We start from the raw sequence: 17,769 nt of genomic DNA, 5'->3' as shown, positions 1-17,769 counted from the left end.
CACCAACGCGGCATGCGCGTCATCATCGACTTCGTGATGAACCACACCAGCGACCAGCACCCGTGGTTCCAGGAATCCAGGAAAGACCCCGAAGGACCCTACGGCGACTACTACATGTGGGCCGACGACGACAAACAGTACGCCGACGCCCGCATCATCTTCGTCGACACCGAAGTCTCCAACTGGACCTTCGACCCCGTCCGCAAGCAGTACTTCTTCCACCGCTTCTTCTCCCACCAGCCGGACCTCAACTACGAGAACCCGGCCGTCCAGGAGGAGATGATCTCGGCCCTGCGGTTCTGGCTGGACCTGGGCATCGACGGCTTCCGCCTCGACGCCGTGCCCTACCTGTACGCACAGGAGGGCACGAACTGCGAGAACCTTCCCGCCACGCACGAGTTCCTGAAGCGGGTCCGCAAGGAGATCGACGCCCACTACCCGGACACGGTGATCCTCGCCGAGGCCAACCAGTGGCCGGAGGACGTCGTCGACTACTTCGGCGACTACGCCTCCGGCGGCGACGAATGCCACATGGCGTTCCACTTCCCGGTCATGCCCCGCATCTTCATGGCGGTCCGCAGGGAATCGCGCTACCCGGTCTCCGAAATCCTCGCGAAGACCCCGGCGATCCCGTCCCGCTGCCAGTGGGGCATCTTCCTGCGCAACCACGACGAGCTCACCCTCGAAATGGTCACCGACGAGGAACGCGACTACATGTACGCGGAATACGCCAAGGACCCGCGTATGCGCGCCAACATCGGCATCCGCCGCCGGCTCGCCCCCCTCCTCGACAACGACCGCAACCAGATCGAGCTCTTCACCGCACTGCTGCTCTCCCTGCCCGGCTCGCCGATCCTCTACTACGGCGACGAGATCGGCATGGGCGACAACATCTGGCTCGGCGACCGAGACGCCGTCCGCACCCCGATGCAGTGGACACCCGATCGCAACGCAGGTTTTTCCTCCTGTGACCCCGGGCGGCTCGTTCTGCCGACCATCATGGATCCCGTCTACGGCTACCAGGTCACCAACGTCGAGGCGTCGATGTCGTCGCCCTCCTCGCTGCTGCACTGGACCCGGCGCATGATCGAGATCCGCAAGCAGAACCCCGCCTTCGGCCTCGGGACCTACACCGAGCTCCAGTCCTCCAACCCGGCCGTCCTCGCCTTCCTGCGCGAGGCCCCCCTGACCAAGGACGGGGAGGACGACCTGGTGCTGTGCGTGCACAACTTCTCGCGGTTCGCGCAGCCCACGGAACTGGACCTGAGCCGGTTCAAGGGGCGCTACCCGGTGGAGCTGTTCGGCGGGGTGCGGTTCCCGGCGGTCGGTGACCTGCCGTATCTGCTCACCATGGCGGGTCACGGCTTCTACTGGTTCAGGCTGCGCAGGGACGCGCTCTAGACCCCGGGCGGGGCGGGGCGGTTTCCTCCGCCCCGCCCGGGGCACGCATCAGTAACGCCCCGACCCCGACACCCGGGGAAAGGAATGTGACACCTATGGCGGCGACTGTCACACTTTCCGGCCGGACCGACCCCGGCCTCCTCCCTTCGCTCGACCCCCTGCTGCGCGAGTGGCTGCCCCGGCAGCGCTGGTTCGCCGGCAAGGGACGTCCGGTCACCGGGTTCTCGCTGGTGGCGGCCACCGAGCTGCTGCCGGCCCACACCAGACTGGGCCTGTACCACCTGCTCGTGCGCGCCCATCAGCCGGCGTCGCCCGGCGACTGCTACCAGCTCCTGATCGGCGCGCGCGAGGCGCTGCCGCCCCGGCTGGCGCCCGCGCTGATCGGCCATGTGACCCAGGGCCCGCTCGCCGGGCGGACCGTGTTCGACGCCCTCTACGACACCCGGCCCGCCGAGGTGCTGCTGGAGGCGCTGCGCACCGGGGCCCGGATCGGCGGGCTGCGCTGCGAGCGGGACCCGGGGCAGGAGATCCGGTCCGGGCTGGTCCCGCGGCGGCTGACCGGCGAGCAGTCGAACTCGTCCGTCATCTATGGAGATACGTTCATTCTGAAGCTGCTGCGCCGGGTCGTGCCGGGGGTCAACCCCGACCTCGAACTGCCGTTGGCGCTGGCCCGCGAGGGCTGCCCCCGGGTGCCCGCGCCGACGGCGTGGATGTACGGGGACCCGGCCGAGGGCGAGGGCGAGTCGTACGTCCTGGCCGTGCTCCAGCCCTATGTGCAGGGCGCGGCCGACGGCTGGGAGCTGGCGCTGCGGGAGCTGGCCAAGGGCGAGGACTTCGCCGCCGAGGCGCGAGCCTTGGGGCGGGCCACCGCCGAGGTGCACGGGACGCTGGCCCGGGCGCTGCCCACGGCGACCCTGGGACAGGCGCAGATACGGCCGATGGTGGACGGCATGACCGGGCGGCTGGACGCGGCAGCGCAGGCGGTGCCCGCGTTGCGCCCGTACGCGCCGGCGCTGCGCAGCGCCTTCACCGCGCTGGCCGACCTCGCGGCCGAGGGCCACACCTGGACCGCCCAGCGCGTCCACGGCGATCTGCACCTCGGGCAGTGCCTGCGCTCGGCCTCCGGGGAGTGGTCGCTGATCGACTTCGAGGGGGAGCCCGCCAGGCCGCTGGCCGAGCGGCGGATGCCCCAGCCGACCGTGCGGGACGTGGCGGGCATGCTGCGCTCCTTCGACTACGCCGCCCACTCGGCGGAGCCTCCCGCACCGGCCTGGGCACACGCCTGCCGGGCGGCCTACTGTTCCGGGTACGCCGAGGTGGCGGGCGCCGATCCGCGCACCGACCCCGTGCTGCTGCGGGCCCATGAGACGGACAAGGCGGTCTACGAGGTGGTCTACGAGGCCAGGCACCGCCCCGACTGGCTCCCCGTCCCCCTTTCCGCGATACACCGCCTCGCCGCACCCGACCTGCCTTGAGGAGGCTCCGTACGTGACTCCCCCGAAGAAGAAGGCCACCGCGAAGAAAGCAGTGACCAAGAAGGCGGCGGCCGAGAAGGCGGCGAGCAGGAAGACGGGCGGGAAGGCGGCGGGCGAGAAGACGCCCGTCGAGAAGACGCCCGTCGAGAGGACGGCGGCCGAGAAGGCGGCGGGCGAGAAGGCCGGGGAGAGGTCGGCGGCGGAAGCGGCGGCCACGACGGCGGAACCGGAGACGGCGGACCGGGGAACGGCAGCGCCTGCGGCAGCCGGGGAGGCCGTCGCGACCGGATCGGCGAGGCTCCCCGTGGACACAGTCCCCGTGGACACGCTCCCCGGGACCGAGGCCGGCTGCCGCACCGGGGACGAAGCCGACGTCGGAGCGGAGGTCGCCCTCGACCCCGCAGCCGAAGCCGACCTCGTCCCGGCGGCCGCTGCCGCAGCCGCACCCGCGGCAGTCCCCGCAGCCGAAGCAGTCCCCGTGCCCGCCCCGGACGCCGTCGTCGATCCCGCCGTCGGCCGCGAGGACCGTGAACGCCTGCTGCAGGGCGCCCATCACGATCCGCACTCCGTGCTCGGCGCGCATCCGGTGCCCGGCGGGGTCGTCTTCCGGGCGCTGCGCCCCTACGCGCGGTCCGTCACGGTGCTGGCGGGCGACGTGCGCGCCGAGCTCCACGACGACGGCGACGGCTTCTTCTCGGGGCTCCTGCCCCTGACCGAGGCCCCGGTGCACCGGCTCCTGGTGACCTACGAGGGCGCCACCGTGGAGACCGAGGACGCCTACCGCTTCCTGCCGACGCTGGGCGACCTGGACCTGCATCTGATCGGCGAGGGCCGGCACGAGCAGCTGTGGACGGTGCTGGGCGCGCGCCCGACGACCCACCAGGGCGTGAGCGGCACCGCCTTCTCCGTGTGGGCGCCGAACGCGCGCGGGGTGCGGCTGGCCGGCACCTTCAACTTCTGGGACGGCACGGGGTACCCGATGCGGTCGCTGGGCTCGTCCGGGGTCTGGGAGCTGTTCGTGCCCGGGGTCGGCGAGGGCGAGCTGTACAAGTTCGACATCACCCGCCCCGACGGCTCGCACACCCTGCGGGCCGACCCGCTGGCCAGGCGCACCGAGGTGCCGCCGGCGACCTCGTCGGTCGTGCACGCCTCGCACTACGAGTGGGGCGACGACGAGTGGCTGGCCCGGCGGGCCGCGATACCCGTGCACGAGGCCCCGTTCTCCGTGTACGAGGTCCATCTGGCCTCCTGGCGACCGGGGCTGACGTACCGGCAACTGGCCGAACAACTGCCCGCGTACGTCCGGGACCTCGGCTTCACGCATGTCGAGCTGATGCCGGTCGCCGAGCATCCGTTCGGCGGCTCGTGGGGCTACCAGGTCACCGGTTTCTACGCGCCGACCGCCCGGCTCGGCACGCCGGACGACTTCAAGTTCCTGGTGGACGCGCTGCACCGGGCCGGCATCGGCGTCCTGATGGACTGGGTGCCGGCGCACTTCCCGCGCGACGAGTGGGCCCTCGCGGAGTTCGACGGCCGTCCGCTGTACGAGCACGAGGACCCGCTGCGCGCCGCGCATCCCGACTGGGGGACGCTGGAGTTCGACTTCGGGCGGCGCGAGGTGCGCAACTTCCTGGTGGCCAACGCGGTGTACTGGTGCGAGGAGTTCCACATCGACGGGCTGCGCGTGGACGCCGTCGCCTCGATGCTGTACCTCGACTACTCGCGCGAGCCGGGCCAGTGGACGCCGAACGAGCACGGGGGCCGGGAGAACCTGGACGCGGTGGCGTTCCTCCAGGAGATGAACGCGACGGTCTACCGCCGCAGCCCCGGGGTCGTCACGATCGCGGAGGAGTCCACGGCCTGGGACGGTGTCACGCGGGCCACGCACCACGCCGGCCCGAGCGGCTTCGGCGGGCTCGGGTTCGGACTGAAGTGGAACATGGGCTGGATGCACGACTCGCTGGAGTACATGAGCCACGAGCCGGTGCACCGCAGGTACCACCACCACGAGATGACCTTCTCGATGGTGTATGCCTACAGCGAGAACTACGTGCTGCCCATCTCGCACGACGAGGTGGTGCACGGGAAGCGCTCGCTGGTGTCGAAGATGCCCGGCGACTGGTGGCAGCAGCGCGCGGCCCTGCGCGCCTACCTGGCGTTCATGTGGGCCCATCCGGGCAAGCAACTCCTTTTCATGGGACAGGAGTTCGCCCAGGGCGCGGAGTGGTCCGAGGCGCACGGCCCCGACTGGTGGCTGCTGGATCCGGCGTACGGCGCCGAGGCCGACCACCGGGGGGTGCGGGACCTGGTCCGCGACCTCAACGCCGTCTACCGGGCGACGCCGGCCCTGTGGCAGCGGGACACCGACCCCGCCGGATTCCAGTGGGTGGTCGGGGACGCGGCCGAGGACAACGTCTTCGCCTTCCTGCGGTACGACGCCGAGGGCTCCCCGCTCTTGTGCGTCGCCAACCTCTCGCCGGTCGTCCGCCACGACTACCGCCTCGGCGCACCCGACGACGTCCCGGCCTGGCACGAGGTCCTCAACACCGACGCGGCCGGGTACGGGGGCAGCGGTGTCGCCCATCCCGACCCGGTGAAGCCGGAGCCGCAGGGTCACCACGGCCGGCCGGCGAGCGTCCGGCTGACGCTGCCGCCGCTCGCGACGGTGTGGCTGCGGCCTGCCTGAGTTCCGCCGCGCCGCGGGCGGCCGCACGCACGGGGACACGGCGGGTGCTTCGGCGGACGAGGCGGGAATCCCCGCCTCGTCCGTCCACCGCACCGGCCGTGTCCCCGCCGGGTGGTCACGGCCCGGACCGTTACGCCCCGCCGCTCCCGGGCCGGGCGGAAGCCGCGCCGAGGGCCGCTGCCAGCGCCTTCGGGAGGGGCCTGCCGTGCACCACGCCCAGCCGCTGCGTCGCCCGGGTCAGCGCCACGTACAGGTCGCTGGTGCCGTAGCGCGAAGGCTCCACCACCAGCACGGAGTCGAACTCCAGGCCCTTGGACTGGCGCGGGTCGAGCAGGACGACGCTCCGGGTCAGGTCCGGCTCGGCGCCCGCCGTCACCCCGTCCAGCCGGGCCGCCAGCTTCCGGTGCAGGTCACGCGGAGCGATGACGGCGAGCCGGCCCTCGGCGGGGGTGAGTTCGGCTACCGCCTCGGCGACCGCGCCGGGGAGGTCGTCGGTGGCGCGCGCCCACGGCCGTACGCCGGTCGACCGCACCGAACTCGGCGGTTCGAAACCGGGGTCCTCCGCGCGGACCACCGCCGCGGCCACGTCCATGATCTCGGCCGGGGTGCGGTAGTTGACGCCGAGCCGGGTGTGCTCCCAGCGGTCCTCGACATAGGGCCGCAGGATCCCGGACCAGGAGCCGACGCCCGCCGCCTCCGCGGTCTGCGCCGGGTCGCCGACCAGGGTCATCGAGCGGGTGGGGCTGCGCCGCATCAGCAGCCGCCAGGCCATCGGCGACAGTTCCTGCGCCTCGTCGACGATGATGTGCCCGAACGCCCAGGTGCGGTCGGCGGCGGCGCGTTCGGCGGCGCTGCGGTGGTCGTCCTCCTCGTGGCGTTCGGCGAAGCGTTCGGCGTCGATGATGTCGTGCGCGGACAGGACCTCGGAGTCCTCCTCCTCCTTGTCGTCGAACTCGTAGGTGCGGGAGGCGTACGAGACGTCCAGGACGCCCTGCGCGTAGGCGACCTGTGTCTGCCGCTCGCGGTCGGCGCGGGCCCGGGCCACCCGGTCGTCCTCGCCGAGCAGTTCGGCCGCCTCGTCGAGCAGCGGTACGTCCGCCACCGTCCAGGCCCGGGTCACCGGGCGGCGGACGGCGTCCGCGTCGTCGTCGGAGACGTAGCCCACCGGGTCGGCGAGGAAGTCGGCGACCAGGCGCTGCGGGGTCAGCCGCGGCCACAACTGGTCGATGGCGGCCCAGACCTCGGGGTTCTCGGCGAGCTCGTCGCGGATCTGGGTGATGTCGCTCGGGTCGAGGAGGTTCGAGCCGTCGTAGGGGTCCGTGCCGATGCGTTCGGCGAGCATGTCGGTGAGCGCGTTGAGGATGTGGCCCTCGAAGATCTCGCGGGCCGCGTTGTGCGGCAGCCGGGCCGCCCGGGTGCGCTCGCGGGCCACGTTCACCAGGCCGTCGTCCAGCATCAGGATCTCGCGGTCGTGGCCGATGGCGATCACCGGATCGGGCAGCGCCTGCCAGTCGCGTACGACGTCGGCGAGGACGTCGGCCATGTCGGCGCGGCCCTTCACGGCGGCCGCCGCGCGGGTGTCGGTGGCCGTCGCCTTCACGCCGGGGAAGAGTTCGCCGACCGTCGCCAGCAGCACACCGGTCTCGCCCAGCGAGGGCAGCACCTCGCCGATGTAACCGAGGAAGGCGGGGTTGGGGCCGACGATCAGGACCGCCCGCTTGGCGAGCAGTTCCCGGTGTTCGTAGAGGAGATAGGCGGCGCGGTGCAGCGCGACGGCGGTCTTGCCGGTGCCGGGGCCGCCCTCGACCACCAGCACCCCTCGGTGCGGCGCCCGGATGATCTCGTCCTGCTCGGCCTGGATGGTCTGGACGATGTCGCTCATCCGGCCGGTGCGCGCGGAGTCGAGCGCGGCGAGCAGCACGGCGTCGCCGGTCGGGTCCTCGTGACCGGTGCGGGTGGCGTCGCCGATGTCGAGGATCTCGTCGTGCAGGGCGGTGACCCGGCGGCCCTCGGTGGTGAGGTGCCGGCGCCTGCGCAGTCCCATCGGGGTGTGGCCGGTGGCCAGGTAGAAGGGGCGGGCGACGTCGGCGCGCCAGTCGATGAGGACCGGGGTGCGCTCGGCGTCGTCGGCACGCAGGCCGATGCGTCCGATGTGGTGCTTGATGCCGGAGGTGAGGTCGATGCGGCCGAAGCAGAGGGAGCCGTCCACCGCGTTCAGCGCGGCGAGCAGCCCGGACCGTTCGGCGACGAGGATGTCCCGCTCGAGCCGGGCCTGCATGGGCGTGTTGCCCTGGGCCAGCGCGTCGGTGACGGCGCCCTCGGTGTCGCCGCGCAGTGCGTCCACGCGCGCGTACAGGCCGTTGATGAATTCCTGTTCGCAGCGCAATTCATTGTCCGGAAAGTCGGCGTTTGACAATTCCACTCCCGCCCGCATATACTGTGCTCAGTGAGCTTCTTTGCGACCTCATTCACGTGAAGTCGCGAACCATCGAATATACGCAGAGAAATCCCCCGAGCGCAATTCCTCGGGGGATTTCTTCGTTCGAGCGCGGATGTCCGGCCGGTCAGGTCGGCGCGGGTTCGGCGGGTCACCTCATCGCGGGCTCACAGGACCTCGTCCAGCTCCGCCAGCAGCCGTCGCTTCGGCCGGGCGCCCACCATCGACTTCACGGGCTCGCCGCCCCGGAACACCATGAAGGTCGGCATCGAGAGCACCCTGTACGCCTGGGTGGTCTGCGGGTTCGTGTCCACGTCCAGCTGCACCACCTTGAACCGCTCGCCCTCCTCCGCGGCGAGCGCCGTGAGCACCGGCCCCATCTGCCGGCACGGCGGGCACCAGTCGGCGGTGAACTCCACCAGCACGGGCAGGTCCGACCCCAGCACCTCCGCCCCGAAATCCGCGTCCGTCACCGCGGCCACGCCGTCCGCCTTGATCACTTCTGCCGCCCTCCCAGTTCGCACTCGGGCTCCGGCCCTCCCGGAACTCCCGCCTCGACGGCCAGCTCGTCACGCGCCAGCTCGGCCCGCACGAGCTGCCCGGCGACGGTCTCCCGCACCGCCCGCAGCTCGCCGATGAGCGCGTCCAGCTCGTCCAGCTTGCGCCGGTAGACCGCGAGCGACGCCGGGCACGAGTCGCCCTCCGGGTGTCCGGCCCGCAGACACTCCACGAAGGGCCGGGTCTCCTCCAGGTCGAAACCGACGTCCTGGAGCGTCCTGATCTGCCGCAACAGCCGCAGATCGCCCTCGTCGTACATCCGGTACCCGTTGTCGCCGCGCCGCGCGGGCAGCAGCCCGCGCGACTCGTAGTACCGCAGCGTCCGGGTGGTGGTCCCGGCCCGTGCGGCCAGCTCGCCGATGCGCATGCCTACGAACGTAAGGCTTGACGCCCACGTCAAGGCAAGAGCGGTTTCCGTTCGACCGGCGAGGTGAGCACGATCGACGTCGTCGTGCGCCCGAGGGCGGAGACCGCCTCGAGGACACCCTCCAGGTGGACGGTGTCCCGCACGGCGACCTTGAGGATCCAGCAGTCCTCCCCCACCACGTGGTGGACCTCGGTGATCTCGGGGCGCTCGATCAGCTCCAGGGTCCTCGGGTGCTTCAGTGTGTAGCCGCCGTGCGGGTCGACCCGGACGAACGCCTGGATGCCGTAGCCGAGCCGGGCGGCGCTGACGTGCGCGCCGTAACCGCCGATGACCCCCGCGGCCTCCAGGCGCCGCACCCGTTCCGTCACCGCCGCCGGACTCAGCCGGACCCGGCGGCCCAGCTCGCTGAGCTTGATCCGGCCGTCGGTCTGCAGCAGTTCCAGGATCTGCCGGTCCACCGCGTCGAAGGCCACCGACGTTCCGTCGGCGAAGGCCCGTGAATGCCGAGGTTCTTTCGGTACGGCCGCCGGAACTCCCATGGACACCCCTTCAGGACACGCCTGCACGCCGGGAGAATCATGGTCATGGAAATGACGCGGGAGGTAAAGGCCCGGGAGGCTGCGGCCGGAGATCCGGTGACCCCGCGCGGGAATGCCCGCGAGGTATTGGTCATCGGCGGAAACCGCTATTTCGGCAAGCGTCTGATCGCGCGTCTGCTGACCGCCGGGGACCGGGTGACGGTGCTGAATCGCGGTTCGTCCGCGCCGCCTCCGGGCGCGACGCATCTGATCGCCGACCGCGACGACGAGGACGCGCTGAACGCGGCGCTCGGCTCACGCGCCTTCGACGTCGTCGTCGACCAGGTCTGCTACACCCCGCGCCAGGCGGCGATCGCCCGCCGGGTCTTCGCCGGCCGTACCCGGCGCTACGTGCTGACGTCGACGGTCGAGGTCTACGCGCACGAGGACTCCGTCGCGTTCGTGCGGGAGCGGGACGTCGATCCGCTGGGTGTCCGGGTCGATCTCGACCTGCCCTGGCACGACCCGGAGTTCCTCGGCGCCCATTACGGCGAGGGCAAGCGGCAGGCCGAGGCGGTGTTCGCGGCGGAGCCGGCGTTCCCCCACGTGACCGTCCGCGTCGCCCATGTGCTGGGCGGGGACGACGACTTCACGGGACGGCTGGAGCACTACGCCGCCCGGATCCGCGCGGGTGAGCCGATCACCGTGCCGAGGGCGAACCGGCCGGCGACGTACATCCACGTCGAGGAGATCGCCGACTTCCTGTTCTGGACGGTGGGCCAGGACTTCACCGGCCCGGTCAACGCCGCCTCGCACGGGACGCTGACCACGCACGAGCTGTGCGAGGCGGTGGCCGCGCGGATCCCCGCCGGCCGGACGGTGTTCCAGGAGGCCGAGGCCGGCGAGGTCTCCCCGCTCTCCTTCCGCCGCTTCTACGGCATGGACAACACCCGCGCCACCCGGCTCGGCTTCGCCTTCGGCGACGTGCGGCAGTGGCTGCCGCGCGCGGCCGACGAGACCCTGGGGACGGTGGACTGACGTGCGGCACCGCACCCTCGGCGACCTCGCGTGAGCGCGGTCGGGCTCGGCGCGATGCCACTGTCCATCGAGGGCCGCCCCGACCCGGCCCGTGCCCTGGCCGCGGTGCACGCGGCGCTGGACGCGGGCGGGACACTGCTGGACACGGCCGACTCCTCCCCCCTGCCGGGCGCGGAGCCCGGCCACGACGAGCGGCTGGTGGCCCGCGCGCTCGCCGCCTACGGAGGGGACACCTCCGGTGTGCAGGACCTCCTCCCGGCGGAGGAGGAACTGACCCGCCTGGACGGGACCTTGCAGTGACGGGGGGCTCAGCGGGCCGTGGGCTGGGGAGGGGCCGGGGCCCGGTGGGGCTGCCTGGGGTCGCGACCGGAGCCCGGCGAGCGGGGTCCGGGGACGGGCCGGGGCCCGGAGCCGTAGGCCCGCGTCGCACCGCCGCTGCCCCCCGGCAGCGAAGACCGGGGGGCGAGAGGCCGGGTGGCCGGGCCACGGGGGAGTGCTCGGCCGCCCGGAGCGGGTGGGGCGGTGGCCGGGTGTCCGGCCCCGGTTCAGGCGGGGCCGGACACCCGGAGTGAGGAGGCTAGGCCTTGGCGAGTTCCTTCTCGCCGCCCTCGCGCTGCTCGGGCACCTCCGCCGGGACGGTCTCGACGCCGTCCTCGTCGTGGTCGAGCAGGGTCTTCTCGTCGAAGGGCAGCCCGCCGGCGAGCACCACCCGGACGCGCTCCTTGTCGATCTCCTTCGTCCAGGTGCCGATCAGCACGGTGGCCACGGCGTTGCCCGCGAAGTTGGTGAGGGCGCGGGCCTCGCTCATGAAGCGGTCGATGCCGACGATGAGGCCGATGCCGTCCACCAGGGCCGGCTTGTGCGACTGGAGACCGCCGGCCAGGGTCGCCATGCCGGCGCCGGTGACACCGGCCGCGCCCTTGGAGGCGACGAACAGGAAGAGGAGCAGCGGGATCTGCTCGCCGACCGACATCGGCGTGCCCATGGCGTCGGCGATGAACAGGGACGCCATGGTCATGTAGATCATGGTGCCGTCGAGGTTGAAGGAGTAGCCGGTCGGGACGGTGATGCCGACGACGGGCTTGCTGACGCCCAGGTGCTCCATCTTCGCGATGAGCCGCGGCAGCGCGGACTCGGAGGAGGAGGTGGACAGGATCAGCAGGAACTCCCGGGCCAGGTACTTGAACAGGGAGAGGATGTTCAGGCCCGAGACGATCTTCAGCAGCGCGCCGAGCACGAGGAAGACGAAGAGGAAGCAGGTGGCGTAGAAGCCCAGCATCAGCACGGCGAGGCTCTTGAGCGCGTCCACGCCCGACGAGCCGACGACCGCGGCCATGGCGCCGAAGGCGCCGATCGGGGCGGCCCACATCACCATCGCGAGGATGCGGAACACGAGGCGCTGGATGTGCTCGACACCGCGCAGCACCGGCCGGCCCGCGTTGCCCATGGCCTGGAGCGCGAAGCCGCAGAGCAGGGCGATGAGGAGGGTCTGGAGGACCTCGCCCTCGGTGAAGGCGGAGACGATCGTGGTGGGGATGATCCCGAGCAGGAACTCGGTGGTGTCCTTGGCCTCCGGCGAGACCTGCGCCTGCCCGGTCTCCTTCACGGCGTCCGTGATGGCGAGGCCCGTGCCCGGCTCCAGGATGTTGCCGACGACGAGGCCGATACCGAGGGCCACCATCGACATGACCATGAAGTAGCCGAGGGCGATCCCGCCGACGGCGCCGACCTTCGCGGCCTTCCGTACAGACCCGATGCCCAGCACGATCGTGCAGAAGATGATCGGCGAGATCATCATCTTGATCAGGTTGACGAAGCCGGTCCCGATGGGCTTCAGCTCGACGGCGAAGTCGGGGGCGGCGAGTCCCACGGCGATGCCCAGGGCGACCGCGGCTATCACCGCGATGTACAGGTAGTGGGTGCGGTCCCGCTTGACCGCGGGTGCGGCAGGTGCCGTATCGGGGGTGCTGCTGGCGGCCACGGCTGCCCTCCTTGACGTCTTCGTCGGCATCACCGGCGTGCGGCTCACGTCCGGGGTTCGGGGATTGCCGTGACTATCTCCCGCCCTGTGAGGGCGGTCACCCTTCCGTTCATTTAGTTCACGCTTAACACCGGGGGCACACTGACGACATGCGCTTCCCCGCTCTGCCGAGACCCAGGAGCCTGGCCGGCCAGCTCTTCGCCATGCAGGCGGTGCTGATAGCGGTGCTCGTCGCGGGATACGCGCTGTTCACCTACGTCAGCGACCGCAACCAGGCCGAGGAGGCCGCGGGCCGCCAGGCCACGGCCGTGGCCCGCGCGGTGGCCGACTCACCCTCCGTGCGGGCCGCGATACGGACCGCGAAGCCCTCCGCCCGGCTCCAGCCGTACGCGCTGCGGGTCATGCGGGACACGGAGGTCGACTTCGTCACGATCATGAACCCGGAGGGCATCCGCTGGACCCACCCGGACACGACCCAGATCGGCCGGCGCTTCCGCGGCAACACGGCGAAGGCCCTGCGGGGCGACACGTTCACCGAGACCTACACCGGCACCCTGGGCGCGTCCGTCCGCGCGGTCACCCCGATCGAGGACGACGGCACGATCGTCGGCCTGGTCAGCGCGGGGATCAAGGTCGAGTCGATCAGCAAGCGGGTGCAGGACCAGGTGACGGCCCTGTTCGCGGTGGCCGGCGGCGCGCTCGCCCTCGGCGCGATCGGCACGTACGTGATCAACGCGTCCCTGCGCCGGCACACGCATGGCATGAACGCGACCGAGCTGAGCCATATGCACGACTACCACCAGGCCGCACTGCACGCGGTGCGCGAGGGGTTGCTGATGCTGGACGGACAGTACAAGGTGGCGCTGATCAACGACGGGGGCCGGGAGCTGCTGGGCGTCTCGGGAGAGGTGGTGGGCATGTCGGTGGCGGAACTGGGTCTGCCCGCCCCGCTGACGGGTGCGCTGCTCTCCTCGGAGCCCCGGGTGGACGAGGTGCACCTGACGGCGGACCGGGTGCTCGTGGTGAACACCTCCCCGGTGTCGGGCGGCGAGCGCCGGGGCAGCGTGGTCACCCTGCGCGATGTCACCGAGCTCCAGTCCGTGATGGGTGAGCTGGACTCCGAACGCGGCTTCACCCAGGCGCTGCGCTCCCAGGCCCACGAGGCGGCGAACCGGCTCCACACCGTGGTGTCGCTGATCGAGCTGGGCCGGGCGGAGGAGGCGGTGGACTTCGCCACGGCGGAACTGGAACTGGCCCAGGCGCTGACGGACCAGGTGGTCGCGGCGGTCAGCGAGCCGGTCCTGGCGGCCCTGCTGCTGGGCAAGGCCGCCCAGGCGAACGAGCGGGGCGTGGAGCTGGTGGTGTCGCAGGAGAGCAGCCTGGACGACGGCCTGCTGCCGGAGTCGCTCCCCGCCAGGGACCTGGTGACGATCCTGGGCAACCTCATCGACAACGCGGTGGACGCCGCCCAGGGCAGCACCCGGGCGCAGGTGACGGTGACCGCCGCCACCGAGGGCGCCGAGCTGCTGCTGCGGGTGGCGGACACGGGAGCGGGAGTGGATCCCGCGCACGCCTCGCTGGTCTTCGAACGCGGCTTCTCGACGAAGCCGTCCGGGCCGGGCGGGCGGGGCCTCGGGCTGGCGCTCGTCCGGCAGGCGGTGACGCGGCACGAGGGGACGCTGTCGGTCGCGGAGGCCGCGGGCGGCGGAGCGGAGTTCCTGGTGCGCCTGCCGTTGGCGACGACGGCGGCCTCCGGCGCCCCCGCGTCCGGCACGCCCGCGTCCCGTGCCACCGGGTCCGTGGCGGGATCGGGAGGCACGGGATGACGAGCGCGGAGCCCATCAGGGTGCTGGTCGTGGAGGACGATCCGGTCGCCGCGGACGCCCATGTGATGTACGTGGGCCGGGTCCCGGGGTTCGTCGCGGTCGGCAAGGCGCACACCGGCGCGGAGGCCCGGCGTCTGCTGGACCGCACGCCCGTCGACCTGCTGCTGCTGGACCTGCACCTGCCCGACGCGCACGGGCTCCAGCTGGCCCGTTCGCTGCGCGCGGCGGGGTATCACGCGGACGTGATAGCGGTGACGTCGGCGCGGGACCTGACGGTGGTCCGCGAGGGCGTCTCGCTCGGCGTCGTCCAGTACGTGCTGAAGCCGTTCACCTTCGCCACGCTGCGCGACCGGCTGGTGCGGTACGCGGAGTTCCGGGGGGCCGCGGGCGAGGCGAGCGGCCAGGACGAGGTCGACCGGGCGCTGGCGGCACTGCGCGCGCCGGGGCCCGCCGCGCTGCCCAAGGGGCTGAGCGCGCCCACGCTGGAACGGGTGACGGAGACCGTGCGGGAGGCGGAGCAGGGGCTGACCGCGGCGGGCGTCGCCGAGTCGGTGGGCATCTCGCGCATCACGGCCCGGCGGTATCTGGAGCATCTCGTGGAGGCGGGGCGAGTCGAACGCAAGCCGCTGTACGGGCAGGTGGGCAGGCCGGAACTGGTCTACCGCTGGGTGCGCACGACGCGCGGAAGGTGACGTCCGCGCACCTGTGGCCACCGGCCACCGTCATCCCGGCGCAGCGCCCCCGCCGTCCGCCGGGGCAACCGCCCGCCGTCGCTCACCCCGCCGCGCTCACCGCGCCCCCGCCGTCCGCCGGGGCAACCGCCCGCCGTCGCTCACCCCGCCGCGCTCACCGCGCCCGCGCCCTCACGCGACGCCGCCCCCGAACGGCACCGCGTAGCGCACGACGAACACGCCGAGCCCCGCCACCGCTCCCGCCTCGGCCACGGACAGCACCAGCAGCCCCGTCGACACCTGCCCCCCGCTCCAGTACACGACCAGCGCGGCAATCGGCACGACGCAGAACGCCAGCAGGTCGACCGCGCACTGCGCGATCTTCCGGGAGGTCCGCCCGGGGTCGCCCCGGTGGTAGGTCTCCCACCGGAACGCCGTCTCGGTCCCGGCCAGTTCGGCGAGCCTCGGCCCCAACTCGCGCCGCACGTAACGCCCGATGGCCGAGATCTTCTCGTCGTTGACCAGATAGGTCCACCCCAGCACCACGCACACCGGCGGCAACGCCAGCAGCATCGACGTCTGTTCGGCCTGGGCCGCCGCGGCGATCACCGCGGCCACCACCGCCAGCGTCACGTAGAGCAGGTTGTCCCGGAACCCGATCCGCGCCTTCTGCTCGTCCTTGACGCTCTGGTACTCGGCGAGCAGCAACTGCCCCGCGGTGACGTCCTGTTCGGCCATGGCGACCGCCCCTCCCCCGATGGTCCTGGCAGTACCTTAAGGGGGTGCCCGCCCGCGGGGAGGCGGTGCAGGCCGACGAGCGGTGCGCGCCGCGGGATCAGCTCCGGCGCACGTACGACGACGCTGCGCCGCCGAGACGCCCACGGCCGGTCGCCGGGACGGTGGCGCGACACAGCCGACCGACCGGTCACCACCGTAGGTTTCCACAACCGGTGACTATGTCCGAACAGCCCGTGGTCACCGCACCGCGGGACCCCTACCTTGTCCCCCGTGCCCAGACCTCCAGCCCACACCCGTCAGCCAGGTCCCCCTTTCAACGCTCCCGCCGCCCGCAGACTCCGCGCCGCCCTCGGCATGACCCCGGACCACGTCGCCCACGGACTGCGCGCCTCCTACGCCCAGCCGCACGCCACCCCCGAGCTCGTCGTCGCCTGGGAACGCGGGGCACTCACCCCCACGCACCCCGAACTCACGGCTCTCGCGGGCGTGTTGTGGTGTTCCCCGGGCGAGCTGATCGGCCGTCCGCGCACCCTGCGCGAACACCGTGTGGCCCGGGGTTTCGCGCCCGAGGACGTGGCCCGGGCCGTGGGGCACGAGTTCCTCGCGTACACGCGGATGGAGGAGAGCGGGCAGTGGCGCGGCACGGACCGGCAGTCGGCGGCGCTCGCCGGGCTGCTCGGCCTCTCGCTGCCCGACCTCGTCACCGTCAGCGGTCTGGAGGTGAAGCTGGCGGACCTGCTGCGCACCGCCGCCCGCACCCGCTGGCAGGCGTACGTCAGGCCCGTGAGCAGGATCGTGCCCCTGGACCGGCGCCTCCTGGAGGAGACCCTCCAGGAGCTGCACCATGACTACCAGGGGCACATGGTCGCCACGTTGAGCTGGGGCGACGGCAGCGCGGCCGGGGCGGCGAGCGACGCCGGGCGGGACTTCCTCGACCGGATCGTCGACACCTTCTGGACGAGCGTCGAGAACCGGGCCGCGCAGGGCGCCGTCTAGAAGACCGACTCCGCCTCGACGATCCGGTCCTTCGGCACCGTCTTCAGCTCGGTCACCGCGTCCGCCAGCGGCACCATGACCACGTCCGTCCCGCGCAGCGCCGTCATCCGCCCGAACTGGCCCCGGTGCGCCGCCTCCACCGCGTGCCAGCCGAAGCGGGTCGCCAGGACACGGTCGTAGGCCGTCGGGACACCGCCGCGCTGGACGTGGCCGAGGATCACCGGCCGGGCCTCCTTGCCGAGCCGCTTCTCCAGCTCGTAGGCCAGCGCCGTGCCGATGCCCTGGAAGCGCTCGTGACCGAACTGGTCGATCGCGCCCTTGCTGTAGTCCATCGTGCCGTCGGCCGGGTGCGCGCCCTCCGCGACGCAGATCACCGCGAACTTCTTGCCGCGCGCGAACCGCTCCTCGACCATCTTCACCAGGTCGGCGGGGTCGAAGGGGCGCTCCGGCAGACAGATCCCGTGCGCGCCGGCGGCCATGCCGGACTCCAGCGCGATCCAGCCCGCGTGGCGGCCCATGACCTCGACCACCATCACCCGCTGGTGGGACTCCGCCGTGGTCTTGAGGCGGTCCATCGCCTCCGTCGCGACGCCCACCGCCGTGTCGAAGCCGAACGTGCGGTCCGTCGACGAGATGTCGTTGTCGATCGTCTTCGGGACGCCCACCACCGGCAGGCCGGCGTCCGACAGCATCCGCGCCGCCGTCAGGGTGCCCTCGCCGCCGATCGGGATCAGCGCGTCGATGCCGAAGTCGTGGATCATGTCGGAGGCGCTCTCGCAGGCCTCGCGCAGCCGGTCGCGCTCCAGGCGGGAGGAGCCGAGAATGGTGCCGCCGCGGGCCAGGATGCCGCTCACCGCGTTGAGGTCGAGGCCGCGGTAACGGCCGTCCAGCAGACCCGCGTATCCGTCCTCGAAGCCGATCACCTCGTCGCCGTAGTGGTCCACGGCACGGTGCACGACCGACCGGATCACTGCGTTCAGGCCGGGGCAGTCGCCGCCTGCCGTGAGAACTCCGATGCGCATCGTGCTGTGTCTCCTGCTCGCTGTGGGTACCGGTGAGCCAGATTCGATTGTTTCA

14 protein-coding genes and 1 pseudogene are annotated in these 17,769 nt (G+C 72.1%); 8 read left to right on the top strand and 7 right to left on the bottom strand.

What is annotated here, in order from left to right; genetic code table 11:
* The 3 genes from treS to glgB form a co-directional block, all read left to right on the top strand.
* The coding region (gene treS / locus J2X68_RS18125; protein WP_310433576.1) for a maltose alpha-D-glucosyltransferase at positions 1-1,401 on the top strand (1,401 nt) is incomplete at its 5' end.
* A 95-nt stretch (positions 1,402-1,496) separates the two neighbouring features.
* Positions 1,497-2,876, top strand: a complete 1,380-nt coding sequence (locus J2X68_RS18120; protein ID WP_310433575.1) for a maltokinase N-terminal cap-like domain-containing protein — start codon at positions 1,497-1,499, stop codon at positions 2,874-2,876.
* Entirely contained in the window at positions 2,764-5,562 is a 2,799-nt protein-coding gene (glgB, locus tag J2X68_RS18115; protein ID WP_399040226.1) for a 1,4-alpha-glucan branching enzyme, read from the top strand. Before J2X68_RS18120 ends, glgB begins: the two co-directional genes overlap by 113 nt.
* Before the next feature lie 130 nt (positions 5,563-5,692).
* On the opposite strand, the gene J2X68_RS18110 is transcribed toward glgB, so the two are convergent.
* The 4 genes from J2X68_RS18110 to J2X68_RS18095 form a co-directional block, all read right to left on the bottom strand.
* Positions 5,693-7,996 (bottom strand): UvrD-helicase domain-containing protein, encoded by a 2,304-nt coding sequence (locus J2X68_RS18110; protein WP_310433573.1) that lies wholly within the window; start codon positions 7,994-7,996, stop codon positions 5,693-5,695.
* Positions 7,997-8,166: 170 nt separating this feature from the next.
* Positions 8,167-8,499: a thioredoxin domain-containing protein gene (locus J2X68_RS18105; RefSeq protein WP_310433572.1), complete on the bottom strand. Its 333-nt coding sequence runs from the start codon at positions 8,497-8,499 to the stop codon at positions 8,167-8,169.
* Positions 8,496-8,924 (bottom strand): MerR family transcriptional regulator, encoded by a 429-nt coding sequence (locus J2X68_RS18100; protein ID WP_310433571.1) that lies wholly within the window; start codon positions 8,922-8,924, stop codon positions 8,496-8,498. The genes J2X68_RS18105 and J2X68_RS18100 overlap by 4 nt, the downstream gene beginning before the upstream one ends.
* 29 nt (positions 8,925-8,953) lie before the next feature.
* Positions 8,954-9,397 carry an Lrp/AsnC family transcriptional regulator gene (locus J2X68_RS18095; RefSeq protein WP_310433570.1) on the bottom strand — a complete coding sequence of 148 codons (444 nt, stop codon included), beginning with the start codon at positions 9,395-9,397 and terminating at the stop codon, positions 8,954-8,956.
* Between the two features lie 117 nt (positions 9,398-9,514).
* Here J2X68_RS18095 and J2X68_RS18090 point away from each other — a divergent pair, with 117 nt between their 5' ends.
* A complete protein-coding gene (locus J2X68_RS18090; protein ID WP_310433569.1) occupies positions 9,515-10,480 on the top strand; it encodes an NAD-dependent epimerase/dehydratase family protein in 966 nt (321 codons plus the stop codon).
* A gap of 1 nt (position 10,481) precedes the next feature.
* Positions 10,482-10,723, top strand: a pseudogene (locus J2X68_RS18085) (aldo/keto reductase); the annotation flags it as partial.
* Positions 10,724-11,057: 334 nt separating this feature from the next.
* Here J2X68_RS18085 and J2X68_RS18080 read toward each other — a convergent pair.
* Positions 11,058-12,491, bottom strand: coding sequence for a cation:dicarboxylate symporter family transporter (locus tag J2X68_RS18080; RefSeq protein ID WP_310433590.1), 1,434 nt, complete (start codon positions 12,489-12,491; stop codon positions 11,058-11,060).
* Between the two features lie 119 nt (positions 12,492-12,610).
* On the opposite strand from J2X68_RS18080, the gene J2X68_RS18075 reads away from it, so the two are divergent.
* Entirely contained in the window at positions 12,611-14,287 is a 1,677-nt protein-coding gene (locus J2X68_RS18075) for a sensor histidine kinase (RefSeq protein ID WP_310433568.1), read from the top strand.
* Complete coding sequence (locus tag J2X68_RS18070; protein WP_310433567.1) at positions 14,284-14,979, top strand: response regulator; 696 nt, start codon at positions 14,284-14,286, stop codon at positions 14,977-14,979. Before J2X68_RS18075 ends, J2X68_RS18070 begins: the two co-directional genes overlap by 4 nt.
* A gap of 171 nt (positions 14,980-15,150) precedes the next feature.
* Here the strand turns inward: J2X68_RS18070 and J2X68_RS18065 are convergent, their stop codons facing one another.
* On the bottom strand, positions 15,151-15,696 hold the full coding sequence (locus J2X68_RS18065) for a hypothetical protein (RefSeq protein WP_310433566.1): 546 nt from the start codon (positions 15,694-15,696) through the stop codon (positions 15,151-15,153).
* Positions 15,697-15,966: 270 nt separating this feature from the next.
* Here J2X68_RS18065 and J2X68_RS18060 point away from each other — a divergent pair, with 270 nt between their 5' ends.
* Positions 15,967-16,692: an XRE family transcriptional regulator gene (locus J2X68_RS18060; protein ID WP_310433565.1), complete on the top strand. Its 726-nt coding sequence runs from the start codon at positions 15,967-15,969 to the stop codon at positions 16,690-16,692.
* Here J2X68_RS18060 and J2X68_RS18055 read toward each other — a convergent pair.
* Positions 16,689-17,714 (bottom strand): ATP-dependent 6-phosphofructokinase, encoded by a 1,026-nt coding sequence (locus tag J2X68_RS18055; protein ID WP_310433564.1) that lies wholly within the window; start codon positions 17,712-17,714, stop codon positions 16,689-16,691. The two genes, J2X68_RS18060 and J2X68_RS18055, sit on opposite strands and share 4 nt — an antisense overlap.
* Between the last annotated feature and the right edge of the window lie 55 nt (positions 17,715-17,769).

Origin of the sequence: Streptomyces sp. 3330 (assembly GCF_031456635.1) — a bacterium.
Taxonomy (GTDB): domain Bacteria; phylum Actinomycetota; class Actinomycetes; order Streptomycetales; family Streptomycetaceae; genus Streptomyces.
Note: the sequence above shows the minus strand (reverse complement) of the source record. Positions and strands in the feature narration are given on the sequence as shown.

Excerpts from the sequence above, each read along its gene's own strand:
- J2X68_RS18120 (WP_310433575.1), top strand. The coding sequence starts at position 1,497 with ATGGCGGCGACTGTCACACTTTCCGGCCGGACCGACCCCGGCCTCCTC.
- J2X68_RS18070 (WP_310433567.1), top strand. The coding sequence starts at position 14,284 with ATGACGAGCGCGGAGCCCATCAGGGTGCTGGTCGTGGAGGACGATCCG.
- glgB (WP_399040226.1), top strand. The coding sequence starts at position 2,764 with ATGAGACGGACAAGGCGGTCTACGAGGTGGTCTACGAGGCCAGGCACC.
- J2X68_RS18110 (WP_310433573.1), bottom strand. The coding sequence starts at position 7,996 with ATGCGGGCGGGAGTGGAATTGTCAAACGCCGACTTTCCGGACAATGAA.
- J2X68_RS18065 (WP_310433566.1), bottom strand. The coding sequence starts at position 15,696 with ATGGCCGAACAGGACGTCACCGCGGGGCAGTTGCTGCTCGCCGAGTAC.
- J2X68_RS18100 (WP_310433571.1), bottom strand. The coding sequence starts at position 8,924 with ATGCGCATCGGCGAGCTGGCCGCACGGGCCGGGACCACCACCCGGACG.
- J2X68_RS18090 (WP_310433569.1), top strand. The coding sequence starts at position 9,515 with ATGACGCGGGAGGTAAAGGCCCGGGAGGCTGCGGCCGGAGATCCGGTG.
- J2X68_RS18055 (WP_310433564.1), bottom strand. The coding sequence starts at position 17,714 with ATGCGCATCGGAGTTCTCACGGCAGGCGGCGACTGCCCCGGCCTGAAC.
- J2X68_RS18075 (WP_310433568.1), top strand. The coding sequence starts at position 12,611 with ATGCGCTTCCCCGCTCTGCCGAGACCCAGGAGCCTGGCCGGCCAGCTC.
- J2X68_RS18080 (WP_310433590.1), bottom strand. The coding sequence starts at position 12,491 with ATGCCGACGAAGACGTCAAGGAGGGCAGCCGTGGCCGCCAGCAGCACC.